The sequence below is a fragment of the Sandaracinomonas limnophila genome (assembly GCF_004005965.1).
Lineage (GTDB): Bacteria > Bacteroidota > Bacteroidia > Cytophagales > Spirosomataceae > Sandaracinomonas > Sandaracinomonas limnophila.
In genome coordinates this window covers 315,737-330,543 of record NZ_SACY01000001.1, presented here as the reverse complement: position 1 = coordinate 330,543, position 14,807 = coordinate 315,737, and the positions used below count along the sequence as shown (strand labels likewise).

Annotated in this window: 12 protein-coding genes and 1 tRNA gene; 8 read left to right on the top strand and 5 right to left on the bottom strand. The window is 32.3% G+C overall.

Going from position 1 to position 14,807, the window contains the following annotated elements; genetic code table 11:
- Positions 1-32: 32 nt before the first annotated feature.
- Positions 33-1,271, top strand: coding sequence for an ABC transporter permease (locus EOJ36_RS01455; RefSeq protein ID WP_127802241.1), 1,239 nt, complete (start codon positions 33-35; stop codon positions 1,269-1,271).
- A 70-nt stretch (positions 1,272-1,341) separates the two neighbouring features.
- Positions 1,342-1,425 (top strand) — tRNA-Leu (locus tag EOJ36_RS01450).
- A gap of 33 nt (positions 1,426-1,458) precedes the next feature.
- Here EOJ36_RS01450 and EOJ36_RS01445 read toward each other — a convergent pair.
- Positions 1,459-2,934, bottom strand: coding sequence for a xylulokinase (locus tag EOJ36_RS01445; RefSeq protein ID WP_127802240.1), 1,476 nt, complete (start codon positions 2,932-2,934; stop codon positions 1,459-1,461).
- A gap of 14 nt (positions 2,935-2,948) precedes the next feature.
- Here EOJ36_RS01445 and EOJ36_RS01440 point away from each other — a divergent pair, with 14 nt between their 5' ends.
- Entirely contained in the window at positions 2,949-3,719 is a 771-nt protein-coding gene (locus EOJ36_RS01440) for an ATP-binding cassette domain-containing protein (RefSeq protein ID WP_127802239.1), read from the top strand.
- Here EOJ36_RS01440 and EOJ36_RS01435 read toward each other — a convergent pair.
- Entirely contained in the window at positions 3,685-4,461 is a 777-nt protein-coding gene (locus EOJ36_RS01435; protein ID WP_127802238.1) for a TatD family hydrolase, read from the bottom strand. The genes EOJ36_RS01440 and EOJ36_RS01435 overlap by 35 nt on opposite strands.
- Entirely contained in the window at positions 4,458-5,087 is a 630-nt protein-coding gene (locus EOJ36_RS01430) for a polysaccharide deacetylase family protein (RefSeq protein ID WP_127802237.1), read from the bottom strand. The genes EOJ36_RS01435 and EOJ36_RS01430 overlap by 4 nt, the downstream gene beginning before the upstream one ends.
- 16 nt (positions 5,088-5,103) lie before the next feature.
- Between EOJ36_RS01430 and ruvC the strand changes: the two genes are divergently transcribed.
- The gene (gene ruvC, locus EOJ36_RS01425; protein ID WP_127802236.1) at positions 5,104-5,676 is read left to right on the top strand and encodes a crossover junction endodeoxyribonuclease RuvC; all 573 of its coding nucleotides are present in this window, start codon (positions 5,104-5,106) and stop codon (positions 5,674-5,676) included.
- On the opposite strand, the gene EOJ36_RS01420 is transcribed toward ruvC, so the two are convergent.
- Entirely contained in the window at positions 5,669-7,597 is a 1,929-nt protein-coding gene (locus tag EOJ36_RS01420; protein WP_127802235.1) for a thioredoxin domain-containing protein, read from the bottom strand. The genes ruvC and EOJ36_RS01420 overlap by 8 nt on opposite strands.
- Positions 7,598-7,626: 29 nt before the next feature.
- On the opposite strand from EOJ36_RS01420, the gene EOJ36_RS01415 reads away from it, so the two are divergent.
- The 4 genes from EOJ36_RS01415 to EOJ36_RS01400 are packed head-to-tail and all read left to right on the top strand — an operon-like array spanning position 7,627 to position 13,897.
- Entirely contained in the window at positions 7,627-9,213 is a 1,587-nt protein-coding gene (locus EOJ36_RS01415) for an NAD(P)/FAD-dependent oxidoreductase (RefSeq protein WP_127802234.1), read from the top strand.
- On the top strand, positions 9,197-9,775 hold the full coding sequence (locus EOJ36_RS01410; RefSeq protein ID WP_164847805.1) for an NUDIX hydrolase: 579 nt from the start codon (positions 9,197-9,199) through the stop codon (positions 9,773-9,775). The genes EOJ36_RS01415 and EOJ36_RS01410 overlap by 17 nt, the downstream gene beginning before the upstream one ends.
- Before the next feature lies 1 nt (position 9,776).
- Complete coding sequence (locus EOJ36_RS01405) at positions 9,777-12,581, top strand: DNA gyrase/topoisomerase IV subunit A (protein ID WP_127802232.1); 2,805 nt, start codon at positions 9,777-9,779, stop codon at positions 12,579-12,581.
- Positions 12,581-13,897 carry an MFS transporter gene (locus EOJ36_RS01400; protein WP_127802231.1) on the top strand — a complete coding sequence of 439 codons (1,317 nt, stop codon included), beginning with the start codon at positions 12,581-12,583 and terminating at the stop codon, positions 13,895-13,897. Before EOJ36_RS01405 ends, EOJ36_RS01400 begins: the two co-directional genes overlap by 1 nt.
- Here the strand turns inward: EOJ36_RS01400 and EOJ36_RS01395 are convergent.
- On the bottom strand, positions 13,884-14,807 hold the full coding sequence (locus EOJ36_RS01395) for a LysR substrate-binding domain-containing protein (RefSeq protein WP_127802230.1): 924 nt from the start codon (positions 14,805-14,807) through the stop codon (positions 13,884-13,886). The genes EOJ36_RS01400 and EOJ36_RS01395 overlap by 14 nt on opposite strands.

Below are 14,807 nucleotides of genomic sequence, written 5' to 3'. Positions count from 1 at the left end.
CGTAAATTGCCTTAAATTGTAATTTCATAGAAATGAATTTAAAAGAAAATATACTTGAAGGGTTAAGATCAATTAAAGGTAATTTATTAAGAACTGTATTAACAGCACTTATTATTTCCCTAGGAATAACTGCTTTAGTAGGTATATTAACCGCCATTGACGGAATTCAAAGTAGTGTAGATAATTCCTTTGCAAGTCTTGGAGCCAATTCCTTTGAAATTAGAAATAGGCCCTTAATGCAAATTAGAAGAGAGGGGCAACGCGAGAAAAGATATAAAAACATTGATTTTAGACAGGCCATAAGGTATAAAGCAACATTTGCTGATAAAGGTAAAGTAACTTTAAAAACAAGTGTGACAGGAAATGCAATTGCTAAATATGAATCAAAGAAGACTAATCCCAATACACGTTTATGGGGAGTTGATAATTATTTTCTTGAATTAAAAGATTATAAAATCGGTGGGGGCAGAAACTTCATTAAAAATGACTTTGAAAAAGCACAGAATGTTTGTCTTTTAGGGGTAGATGTAATTGATCAATTATTTGAAAAAGAATCTCCGTTAGATAAAAATATTACAGTTAATGGTATCCAATTAAAAGTAGTTGGAATATTAGCGAAAAAAGGAAATATGATGGGAGGTGGAGATGACCGAGTGGTAATGGTTCCTTTAGAAACTGGAAGGAAAATGGCGGGAGGGAGATCATTAAACTATGATATCACAACATCTGCAAAAAACATCTACAACCTAGATGATTTTATGGAAGAGGCTAGAGGAGTTATGAGAAAAGTAAGGATGGATGCAATTGGCGCAGAAGATTCGTTTACTTTAGAAAGATCTGATTCAATTGCAAAAAGTTTTGACAGTATAACTGGTAGTTTACGTATTGGTGGATTTATTATAGGATTTATTACGCTATTAGGTGCTTCTATTGCCTTAATGAATATTATGATGGTTTCAGTAACTGAAAGAACTAGAGAAATAGGAATCCGGAAATCATTAGGTGCTACGCCAACTAAAATTCTCCTTCAATTTTTAATTGAGGCAATTGTTATTTGTATTTTAGGAGGATTAGGGGGAATATTAATAGCTATTCCAATTGGTAACCTGATAGCCCAAGGAATAAGTGGTGGAGTAGCAAGCTTTATTATCCCTTGGCTTTGGATGATTTCTGGAATTATCATTTGTATTTTAGTTGGCTTATTTTCAGGAATTTATCCTGCGATTAAAGCCTCAAAAATGGATCCTATTGAATCATTGCGATACGAATAATCCAATAATTTTAAAGGATTATTTGCTTAATTAGAGATAAAAAGGTACTTTTGCAATGCAATTTTGAATTGCCCAGATGGCGGAATTGGTAGACGCGCTGGTCTCAAACACCCGTGGGAGCAATCCCGTGCCGGTTCGACTCCGGCTCTGGGTACAAAGCCTCTCGATTTCGAGAGGCTTTTACTTTTTAAACCTTCAAATTTTCTTTCCAATTCAAATAAATATCCTGATAAAGTGTTTGAAAGTCACTTGTTGGAATGATTGTTTCAATAACCTTTAAATTTTGGGTTGCCTCATCTGCACTTGTATAAATATCTGCACCAACACCTGCTGCTAATGCTGCGCCTAAGGAACCATCTGTTTCCATTAATTCCACTGGCACATTAGAAGTATTAACAATAGCTTGGGTAAAAATTGGACTCAAATACATATTTGCTTTTCCAGCTTTCATTAAAGATGGATATATACCCGCATTTGCCATTAATTCAATTCCATATACCATTGAAAAAGCAATACCCTCATGAGCGGAACGAATAATTTCAGCTCCACCATGATTATTAAAATCTAAATTGGTAAAACTAGCTCCAATATTTTTATTATTAAAAATACGCTCAGACCCATTTCCAAAAGGAATACAATTGAGTCCTTTGGAACCAATTGGCGATTTAGCACCCAAATCATTCATTTGTGAATAGTTTAGGTTAGGATAAAATTGTTGTTTAATCCAACGATTCAAAATACCTGTTCCATTGATACACATCAAAACTCCAATTCTAGTAAAATCAGATGTATAATTAACATGAGCAAAGGAATTTACTCGAGATAAAGGATCAAATTTTAATTCATCTGAAACACCATAAACCACTCCAGATGTACCGGCAGTTGTTGCAATTTGACCAGGATGTAAAACACCTAATGAGAGCGCATTATTAGGTTGATCTCCTGCTTTATATCCAACAATTGCCTTTGGAGAAAAGCCTAATTCTTGAGCGATAGATTGTAAAATTTGTCCATGGTTAGAAAAAGCTGGTTGAATGGGAGGAATTATTGAATGATCAAAGCCATAATAATTCATTAAATCAGTCGCAATTGATTTCTTGGTGAAATCCCATAAAATACCTTCCGACAATGCAGATTCACTGGTGGTGTAATTGCCAGTAAATTGAAACGAAACATAATCACCTGGAAGTAAAAGATGTTTTATTTTAGAGAATTTTTCCGGTTCATGTTCCTTAACCCAAGCTAGTTTAGAGGCAGTGAAATTACCAGGTGTATTTAAATAATGGGAATTACAAAAATCTGCACCGAGCTGATTGTATGCTTTATCGCCATATTGACTTGCTCGAGAATCACACCAAATTATTGAATTTCTTAAAACTTTATCGACCTGATCTACGATCACCATTCCGTGCATTTGATAAGAAATACCTATTGCAATTACATCTGATGGGTTGTATTTTTTTGAACTATTTGCCTTTTTAATTCCTTCTTTAATACAAAACCACCAATGCTCAGGAGATTGTTCGGCAAAACCGGGTTGAGGGGAGATAATTTCATTTTCTTCTTCAGGAAATGAAACAGAATGAATTAATTGTTGTTTAGATGCATCAACGATACTAACTTTGATAGATGATGTTCCTAAATCAATTCCACACAATAACATAATAAATAGGTTAGATGTTAAATATAAAAATTAAGTCTTTTCAAGTAAATGACCAATTTAGCTTAAATAATATTAACCTAAAAATTAAATCAGGAAGTATTTTAGCATTAATAGGGAAAAGTGGTAGTGGTAAGAGTTCCATTGCCAATTTAGTTAGTGGAAGTACAATCTCTGAAGCTGCAGAAATTGCCATCAATGGTAAATCAATAAATACCAATTTAGATAGATTGTTTAAGGAATTTCCTGAAATAGGTTATGTACCTCAAAAATTACATTTAAAACCAAATCATACAGTATTAGAATTTTTAGAAATGTTATTTCAACAGAAGACTAAAAAAGAAGGAGATAAAATAATTAAAAATCTAATACATCAATTTAATATAAAACAATTAATAGGTTCAAAAATTTCGACACTTTCAGGAGGTGAGCGACAAAAATTGTCGATCATTCAGGCCATTAGTAAACCCATTAAAGCGCTAATACTTGATGAGCCATTTAGTCAATTAGATACTGTTCAAAAAACAGAAATCAGCCAACAAATTAGAGAGTTAATTAATCAATTGAATATACCTTGCCTAATGATCTCGCATGATTTAATTGATGTTATTCAATTAGGAGATAAAATTGCAGTTATGGAGAAGGGAAAAATTGAATTTCAGGGTACTTGGCAACAATTTTTTACCTCTCAAAAAAAGAAAATGATTCAATTACGAGAGGTAATAGAAAATTATATCAATACTACTCAAAAAGCTATTGAACATTTGAAAAAGCTTTCAAAAGGCTAGCATTTTTTGTGGTTTTTTCAATTACAACTTCCTCTGAAACCTGATAAAGTTCTGCTATTTTACGCACGATTAAAGGAATATATTTAGGTGAGTTTGGAGTACCACGATGAGGGACTGGTGTTAAATAAGGAGCATCTGTTTCCAAAACCAAATAATCTAAAGGGATATCTTTTATATCATTAAATAAGGTAGAGTTTTTATAAGTAATTACACCTCCAATACCTAAAAAAAAGCCATTTTCAACACAATGCTTAGCTTCAGCAGCATCTCCTGAAAAACAATGAACGATTCCAATTAGATCTTTAAATTCCTTTTTACGGATAATTTTAATTAAATCAGCATAGGCCTTTCTACAATGAATATCAATCCATAAATGATTTTCCATTGCCCAATGACATTGAGTTTCAAATGCATCAATTTGTTCAATCTGAAATGTAGTATCCCAGTAATAATCTAAACCAATTTCACCAATTGCTAAAATATTCTGATTACTCGCTAATTGGTTATGGACAAATGCCAATTCTTCCTTAAAATTTTCTTTTACATAAGTAGGGTGAAGTCCCACCATTGCTTTAAATAAATCTGGATTTTTATCCCAAATCATTTTAAGGTCTTTAAATGATTCGGAATCACAATTTGGTAACCAAATTTCTTTTATGCCTGCTTGTTGAATTTCATCAACGGAATTATCCCAATTATTTAAAAAAAGTTCGTCGTAAAAATGTGCGTGCGTATCAATCATAAGGCTGATGGTTTCAAATTCAACCTTTTACATTCCAGTAAAAGTTGAGGCAATATTATTTTTAAAATGGGAAATGCTTTTAAACTATCGTGAAAAATTATTATTTGACCGGGTTTTAATTTTGGAATACATTTTTTTAAAATAGATTCTGGATTTAAATTTTTATTGTAATCGCCAGTCAAAATGGTCCACATAAAAATTTTATGAGAGATAAAATTTTTATAAAATATACGGGTAAATCGGCCATAAGGTGGTCGAAACCCAACACTTTGAGCACCATATGCTTCTATTAACTTTTCACAAGATTCAATATTTTCCAAATACTCTTTAGGAGATACCTTCCAAGCATTTAAATGGTTCATTGTGTGATTTCCAATAGTGCATTGTGCATTAACAATTTCAGTAATAAGGTTAGGATTCTCTTGAATATTTTTACCAATGCAAAAAAAAGTTGCAGTTGCATCAGCTTTTTTCAATTCATCTAAAACAAATTTGGTAATTTCGGGAGTAGGACCATCGTCGAAGGTAAAATATATTCTTCGATCTGAATGATCCAATGGAGGAATCTCCCAATAAAATTTGGGAAATAGTTTTTTAATAATTGAAGGTAAAGCGTGTAAAAACATTCCTTTTGAAAATCCTATGCAAAATACTAGTTCAAATTCAGAAAAAATAATTTTAGGGATTGATCCTGGAACAAATGTATTGGGCTATGGATTAATTAAGGTAAAGGGATCTGATATTACCATTCTACAATATGGAGTTTTACGTTTAGAAAAATATTCCACACAAGGGTTAAAGTTTTTAAAAATTTACGAACGAGTAAAAGGTATTTTAGAAGAGTTTATGCCTGATGAAATGGCAATGGAATCGCCCTTTTTTGGTAAAAACATTCAATCCATGCTAAAACTAGGAAGGGTTCAGGGCCTATTAATGGGATTAGCCTATTCAAAAGAAATTCCAATTGCCGAATATGAGCCTAAGAAAGTTAAACAATCTGTTACAGGTAATGGCAATGCTGCAAAAGAACAAGTAGCAAAAATGGTTGAAGTAATTGCGGGTATTCAATTGGATGCCAAGCTATTAGATGCGACTGATGCACTTGGGATTGCCATTTGTCATCACTTTCATGCCAATTCAATTACAGCAACCAATAAAGGAACAAAAAAAGGATGGGGCGCATTCGTGTCAGAAAATCCAGGTCGAATTAAATAGTTAATTCATTCAATTGGGATTTTAATTCTTCAATAGAATTTGTGGGTTGTAAACAGCGATCACCACAACATAGCATAAATTTCTTTTCAGCCGAAACGTCTTTATATTTTATAATTTCAAGATTTTCATTAGATAAAAGGTTGTCTTCTAAAGTAAAATCTTCATCATATATTTTCAATATCATTTTCGGAAATTCAATCCATTCGCAATGAATTCGAAGCCAATTTGAAAAATAAGTTGGATTTTCAATTGCCTTAGGTAAGATTTTTTCAAGTATTTGCTTGGCTAAAAGAGTGTATTCTGCATTATTTTTTAATATTCCCATCCAAAACAATACCTCAACAACAACTGAATTTGAAGAAGGTATGACAGAATCTGTCCATTCGGTTTTATTGGCAATTAATTGATTGGTTTTTCGATTTGAATAAGAAAAGGAAAATATTTTTTCATCATAAAAATCAGAAATAATTTCAGACAATATTTGTTCAGCATTCTTTAAATAAACTGGGTCAAAAAAAATCAAAAACAAACGGACATTTGCCAAAGCCCAAAAAGCCAAATCATCTAAAAATGCGGGAATTGGTTTATTAGTAAATTGGGTTTGGTGTAATAGTTGATGGTTGTTAAAGAAATTTTTTTCAATTGATTTGTAAAGACTTCCTAATTCTTCAAAAATAAAATCAGATTCAAGAGCTTTATATGAATCAATTAAACCAATTAAATACATTGCATTCCAAGAAAGAATATGTTTATTATCTAATCCAGGAGCAATTCGTTGATTTCTTTTATGGCGAAGAATATTGAGTTCTTTTTCAAATAATTCATTTAATGTGTCATCTTTTTTAAACAAAATATTATTCGAAGCTTCCCAATTACCATTTTTAGAAATTGAAAAATGTTCATAAAATTTTACATGCTGTTCTAAAGGAATTATTGAATTAAGTTCTTCAAATGTCCAAACATAATATTTACCCTCTTCACCCTCAGAATCAGCATCTAATGCGGCATAATATAATCCATTAGTACTTTTCATTTTAATGGAATGAAAGTTAATAGTTTGATAAATAACCTCTGCATATAAATCCTTTTGGGTTCTTTGATATGCTTTTGAGTAAATGCTTATCAATTGTCCGTTATCATAAAGCATTTTTTCAAAGTGCGGACAAAACCATTCGGAATCGACTGAATAACGAGAAAATCCACCTTCTACTTGATCATAAATGCCCCCCTGAGCCATTTTATCTAAGGTCAAATTTTGTAAAATTTCTAAATTTGAGTATTTCAATACGGATTTTGGTAAAGATTCTAATAAATTCCACAAACTGGGCATCGGAAACTTTGGGGCCCTTTGAAGTCCACCAAAATGTGGGTCAATTTGATTACGAATATTTTGTAAAATATTTTCTAATTGGAATAAAGATTCAAATTTAGAATCAAGGTGCAGTCCAGCATTTAAGGTTTCACCAAATCCATTCGCTGAATTTTGTAATTCCAGTTTATGATTTTTATAGGCGCTTGAAATAGAATTCAATAATTCTTTCCATTTATTCTTAGGAAAATAAGTACCCCCGTAAAATGGTTTTTGATCTGGCATTAAAAAAACATTTAATGGCCAACCACCTTGTAAACCCATGGCATGTATAGCATCCATGTAAATAAAATCAATATCAGGCCGTTCTTCTCTATCCACTTTAATATTGATAAAATGCTCATTCATTAATTGTGCTATTTCCACATTTTCGAATGATTCCTTTTCCATCACATGGCACCAGTGACATGCAGAATACCCTATAGATAAAATTATGGGTTTATCTTTTTGAAATGCTTCTTGTAAAGCTTCATCACTCCAAGGTTGCCAATTAACTGGATTATTTTTATGTTGAAGCAGATAAGGACTAACTTGATTGGCGAGCTTATTCATAGAATTCGTAACTTGTGAAAATTTTCATTATGCCAGATTATTTAGAATTCACTGTACATCCTGAAATTGCTAATTCGCCCGAAATGTTACATTCATTTTTAGAGGCAGAATTAGGAACAAATGTACTTAATAAACAGCAATATCGAATTGAAAAAAAATCAATTGATGCTCGATCTAGGCAAATAAAATGTAATCTTAAAATTGGATTATATCCTAAAGAATTTGATTTTTCAGCAAATTATAAAATAAACCCCATTAAATTAAAAGCAAATGCTAAACGAGTAATTGTTGTTGGTTCTGGTCCTGCTGGACTTTTTGCAGCATTAGAATTACTTAAATTGGGACATAAGCCAATTATTTTAGAACGTGGAAATGATGTTCGGGAAAGAAGAAGGGACTTGGCGAATATTAATAAAAATAATTTAGTTAATGAGGATAGCAATTATTGTTTTGGTGAAGGGGGTGCTGGAACTTATTCTGATGGTAAATTATACACGAGAAGTACAAAAAGGGGGGATATACTAGAAGTTTTAAATTGTTTTGTATCCTTTGGTGCAAATCCAAATATATTATATGAGGCACATCCACACATTGGTACCAATAAATTACCCAATATTATTGCTGGTATTAGAAATTTTATCATTGAATGTGGAGGTGAGGTACATTTTAAATGTAGAGTAACAGATTTCATTTTACAAAAAAATGTAATTAAAGGCGTTGTTGTAAATGAAAATATTGAATTTTTAGGAGAGGCCGTGCTTTTAGCTACTGGACATTCAGCAAGAGATATTTTTGAATTACTTCAAACGAAAAATATAAAAATTGAGGCAAAACCATTTGCCATGGGGGTAAGAATTGAACATACTCAACAGTTTATTGATGAGTGCCAATACAAACTTACTAAACGTCCAGATTATTTACCTCCAGCAAGTTTTAGTTTAGTAACTCAAAGTTATTTTAAAGGAATTCAAAGAGGTGTATTTTCTTTTTGTATGTGTCCCGGAGGATTTATTGTACCCTCTGCCACCCGACAAAATCAAGTTGTTGTAAACGGAATGTCTCCCTCAAGGCGAGATTCTTATTTTTCTAATTCTGGAATAGTTGTTAGTATTAACGAAATAGATTTGAAAAAATATGAACAATTTGGAGCATTGGCAGGAATGCAAATGCAAGAAGAATTGGAACAGAGGGCACATGAGTTATCAGGTGGAACCCAGCAAGCCATTGCCCAAAGGACTCAGGATTTTATAGACCGTAAAATTTCAAAAGAATTACATGAAACATCCTATGTACCTGGAATAATTTCTGGCGAAATGCGAGATTTTTTACCAGATTATATTTCCGAACCTTTGGCAAAGGGATTAAGTGATTTTAATCAAAAAATGAAAGGATTTGGAAGTAATATTGGTCAAATCATTGGATTAGAAAGTAGAACTTCCTCACCTGTGAAAATTCCAAGGGACCGAGATACCTTGGAGCATCCGGAAATCAAAGGATTATTTCCATGTGGAGAAGGAGCCGGATATGCTGGTGGAATTATGTCGGCCGCTTTAGATGGCATTAATTGTGCCAAAGCAATCTCTATTGCCATACAATCAAATGGAAAAGTTATTTGAACCCTTATTGAAAGTTCAAAATGAACTCATTCAACAGAATGACATAATTTATGATGCGAAAAAAGCTGCTGTAAGCGTTATAATAAATAATTTGGATGAAATGAATCCAACCATTTTATTAATTAAACGAAATGAATACGATGGACATCATAGCGGTCAAATGGCCTTTCCTGGTGGAAAAATGGATGAATCTGATGGCGATTTATTAGAGACTGCAATCAGAGAATCATTGGAAGAAATAGGGGTAGATTTAAAAAATAAGGATTTTAAAACACTTCAACCTGTTTGGGTTAAGGTTTCAAATTTCCTTTTATTTCCCTATTTAACATTTGTTGATAAAAACCATGAATTTGAGATAAATAAAAGAGAAATAAATCGTATTTTTGAAATACCTGTTTCATTTTTTAGAAATCAAGAATTTTTAAAAGCACATCAGATAGAAATAAATGGAGAAAAATTTTGGTCTCCTTATTTTGAATATGAAAATGAAACGATTTGGGGAGCCACAGCCATCATAATTTATCAAAACATTTATTTGAAAGACCCATTTACTATTAATTAATATGAGTGAAGAATTGGAAGGAGGATCATTACAAGAACAAATTGCCGTTTCGGGAATGTATGAAAACTGGTTCTTGGAATATGCATCTTATGTAATTCTTGAAAGAGCAGTGCCTGCTGTAGAAGATGGTTTAAAGCCTGTTCAAAGAAGAATCTTGCATGCTTTGAACGAGATGGATGATGGCAGATTCAACAAGGTTGCAAATGTAATTGGACAAACGATGCAGTTTCACCCGCATGGTGATGCTTCTATTAATGATGCTATTGTAAATTTAGGTCAAAAGGATTTAGTATTTGATTGTCAAGGCAACTGGGGCGATTTGCGAACAGGTGATGGGGCAGCGGCGGCTCGATATATAGAAGTAAGACTTTCAAAATTTGCAAAAGAAGTTGTTTTCAATCCGCAGACAACAGATTGGCAAATGTCGTATGATGGTCGAAAAAAGGAACCAATTACTTTACCCGTAAAATTCCCTTTATTATTAGCTCAGGGTGTTGAAGGTATTGCTGTAGGACTTGCCACAAAAATCATGCCTCACAATTTTTGTGAATTGATACAAGCATCTATTGATATTTTATCTAATAAAAAATTTGAAATTTTCCCTGACTTCCAAACCGGAGGGATGGTAGATGTTTCGAATTATATTGATGGAGTTAGAGGGTCTAGAATTAGAGTTAGAGCAAAAATTGAGGAATTAGATAAAAAAACATTAGTTGTAAAAGACATTCCCTTTTCAACAACCACGACCTCGCTGATTGACTCAATTATCAAGGCGAACGACACTGGTAAAATCAAGATCAAAAAAGTAATTGATAATACTGCAAAAGATGTAGAGATTCAAATTCAATTGGCTCCGGGTATTAGTCCAGACGTAACTATTGATGCACTTTATGCCTTTACAGATTGTGAAGTATCCATTTCTCCGAATGCCTGTGTAATCATTAATGAAAAACCTCATTTTGTAGGAGTTTCGGAAATATTAAAAGTAAATACACACCAGACAGTTGATTTACTTAAACAAGAATTAGAAATCAGAAAAGGTGAATTATTAGAAAGGTTATTATTTAGTTCACTTGAAAAAATCTTTATAGAAAACAGAATCTACCGAGATATAGAAGAATGTGAAACTTTTGAATTGGTTATTGAAACCGTTGATAAAGGATTAGAACCCTTCAAAAAGGATTTTTATAGAGAAATTGTAGAAGATGACATTTTACGATTATTAGAGATTCGAATCAAAAGAATTTCAAAATTTGATAGTTTCAAAGCCGATGAGGCCATGAGACGTTTGGAAGAAGAATTAGCGGAAGTTGAATTTCATTTGGCCAATCTTATCAAATATGCTATTGATTATTTCAAAAATCTATTGGCAAAATTTGGAAAAGGTCGAGAACGAAAAACAGAAATCCAGAATTTTAATACCATTTCAGCAACAGTAGTAGCTGCAGCCAATCAGAAGCTTTATGTAAATAGAGAAGATGGATTTATTGGCTATGGATTAAAGAAAGATGAATATGTGATGGATTGTTCAGACATTGACGACATTATTGTATTTAGATCCAACGGAGTTTGCGTTGTTACGAAAGTTCAAGATAAAGTATTTGTAGGCAAGGATATTATTTATTGTTCAGTATTCAAGAAAAATGATGACCGAAAAGTTTATAACTTAACATACAGTGATGGAAAAACTGGTCAATCCTATGTAAAAAGATTTAAAGTTACAGCTGTAACAAGAGACCGTGAATATAAAATTGTAGGAGCAGATAGTAAGTCAAAAATTACTTATTTTTCCGCTAATGAAAACGGAGAGGCAGAGGTAATTCAAGTGAACTTAACAGCGAGTTGTAAGGCTAAGATCAAGCAATTTGACTATGATTTCAAAAATTTGGCAATCAAAGGTAGGGAATCAATGGGAAATTTATTGACAAAATATCCTGTTAGAAAAATTGTATTAAAATCGGCAGGAATTTCAACCCTTGGTGGAGTAGATATTTGGTATGATCCAACAATTGGCCGATTAAATAGAGATGAACATGGGATACATATTGGAAATTTTGAACCTAAAGATTTAATTCTTGTCATTTCAAAAAATGGTCAATATGAATTAACCAATTTTGAATTAACGAATCGTTATCCAAGCGAAGAAGTTTTGTATTTGCATAAATTCAACCCAAATGGAATTATTTCCGCGGCTTATTTTGATGGTGCAACTAAAGTAAACATGATTAAACGTTTCAAAATTGAAACTTCGACCGTTGATAAAAAATTCCATTTTATAACTGAACATAAGGCTTCAAAATTGTTGGCGGTTTCTGACAATTATGCACCCGACGTTCAGATAAAAGCAAAACCAGACGGAAAAAACACAGAAATCAGTTTATTGCCAATAGATGAATTAGTTGAAGTAAGAGGATGGAAGGCTATTGGAAATAAATTGAATTTCAACAAATTAACAGAAATTGAATTTATTGCCACTGAAACGGAGGAAGTTGAAAGTGAAGAGTTGAAAGTGGAAAATGCAGAGTTGAAAGTGGAAAGTAATGAAATTGAGAGTGAAAAGTTGAAAGTTAAAAGTGAGGTGGAGGAAGATGAACCGGAGTTTGTGATAAATAATTTGGAGGAAAAGAAAACAGAAGACGAGCCAGAGTTTATTGTAAATATGCCACAAATTGAAAAGGAAAGTGGAGAGTTGAAAGTTGAAAGTGAAAAGTTTAAAGGGGAAAGTGAAGATGTTCCTTTTGAAATAAAAAACTTACCTGATGATTATGAAAAGGGGAATCCAGGTGAACAATTAGGCTTATTTTAATGGAAGGAAAACTGAATCAACCGAAAGTATTAACAGCTTGGGCGTTTTACGACTGGGCTAATTCGGTTCATTCATTAACTATAACTTCTGCAATTTTTCCTATATATTTTCCAATTGCAGCTGTAATGTTAGGGGCTTCAAATCCAACAGTATTAAATATATTTGGATTACAAATCCCAAATACTGCTGTTTATTCCTATACTATTTCCTTAGCTTTTCTGTTTCTGGCTGTTGGTATTCCCATATTTTCAGGTATTTCAGATTACTTAGGTAATAAAAAATCTTTTATGAAAGGTTTTTGTTACTTAGGTTCTGTCAGTTGCATGATCTTGTATTTCTTTACAGAAGGAAATTATTGGTTAGGCACATTAGGTTTCCTTTTTTCAATCATCGGTTGGGGAGGTAGCATTGTATTTTACAATTCGTATTTACCAGAGATTGCAAGTCCAGACCGGTTTGACAAATTAAGTGCCAAAGGATTTACTTTGGGATACGTTGGTAGCGTTTTATTGCTTTTACAAAATTTAAGTATGGTTTTAAAACCAGAATGGTATGGCAATATTTCTGGTGGAGTTGCTTCAAGAATTTCATTTTTAACAGTTGGAATTTGGTGGATAGTTTTTGCTCAAATACCTTTTTATTATTTACCTAAATCAATCAAAACCAAATCAATTGAACATAAACATTGGTGGTTAGGTGGATTAAAAGAATTAAGAAATGTTTTAAAAGAAATCAAGCAATTACCTGTCGTTCGAAATTATCTTTTTGCCTTTTTCTTTTATAATATGGGGGCGCAAACTGTTTTATTTTTAGGCGCTTTATTTGGTGGTCAAGAATTACATTTACCTTCTCAATCCCTGATCATTACCATCCTAATCATTCAATTAATAGCCATTCCTGGATCTTATACTTGTGCATATTTATCCAAGAGATTTGGTAATATTCAAGCCTTAATAAGCATTGTTTGCATTTGGATAATTGTTTGTTTTTATGCGTATAAAGTAGTAGACGAGTTAAACTTCTTTATTTTAGCTGGAGGAATAGGATTTGTGATGGGTGGAATACAAGCAAATAGTAGAGCTACTTATGCAAAGCTTTGTCCCAGAAATGAAAAAGATACTGCATCGTTTTTCAGTTTTTATGATGTGTGCGAGCGACTTTCTACTGTAATTGGCACTGCGGTATTTGGACTTTTCATTCAATTTACAGGCAATATGAGAAATGGGGTTTTCTTTTTAATCTTTTTATTTCTGATAAGCCTATTTTTCCTAAGTAAATTGCTAAAATTAAATTCAATAGCACTTAAATCGGAATAATATTTCTTTCCATTTTAGATTTCCAATTGTCAGGTATACAGGTTAAGATTTCCTCTTGAATTGCTTTTAGTACAGCTTTTCGAATAAAAGATTTATTATGAATGAGCGACACCTCACGAAAAGGTTTAGCGGGTAATATTTCAAAAGTCTTCTGTTTAATTTCTTGTGGCAAATAGTCCAATACCATAAGTGGAATTATTGTTTGAGCATTAGAATCGTTCGCTAAGCGTACTATGGTCTCCAAACTACCCGATTTATAAACAAAGTTTGAATTTTTATTTTTTAAATTTCTAAGGTTACAGATGAAATTAATTTGATTAGAAAGGCAATGGCCTTCCTCTAAAAGCCACAATAAATCAGGTTTAATTTCTTTTGCTATTTCATTTTTGGTTGAATAATAATTTGAAAACAATAATAATTCTTCGTAATAAAGGGGTATTTCATTTAATGAATCTACATTTAAGGGGGTAACCAAAATCCCCAAATCTATTTTACCTTCTTTAATTTGTTGTTTGATTTGTTCAGTGGTTAATTCAGATATTATCACTTGAAGTTCTGGATATTTTTTATTTAAATTGGATAAAAACTTTGGAACTAAATAGGGGGCAACTGTTGGGATAATTCCTACATTAATATTACCAGAAATTTGAGTCCCATAGCCTTTTGATAGCGCCTTTAAATTACTTACTTCATTTAAAATTATTCGCGCTTGCTTGATAATTTCTTCACCATAAGAAGTTGGTACAATAGGTTTGGACTTTCGGTCGAATAGAGACATTTGTAACTCATCTTCTAAATTTGTTATTTGAATACTTAGCCCAGGTTGAGTTACGCAGCAATGATCTGCAGCTTTTGAAAAACTGTTAAAATCTGCGATTGCAACTATATATTCTAATTGAGTTAAAGTCAT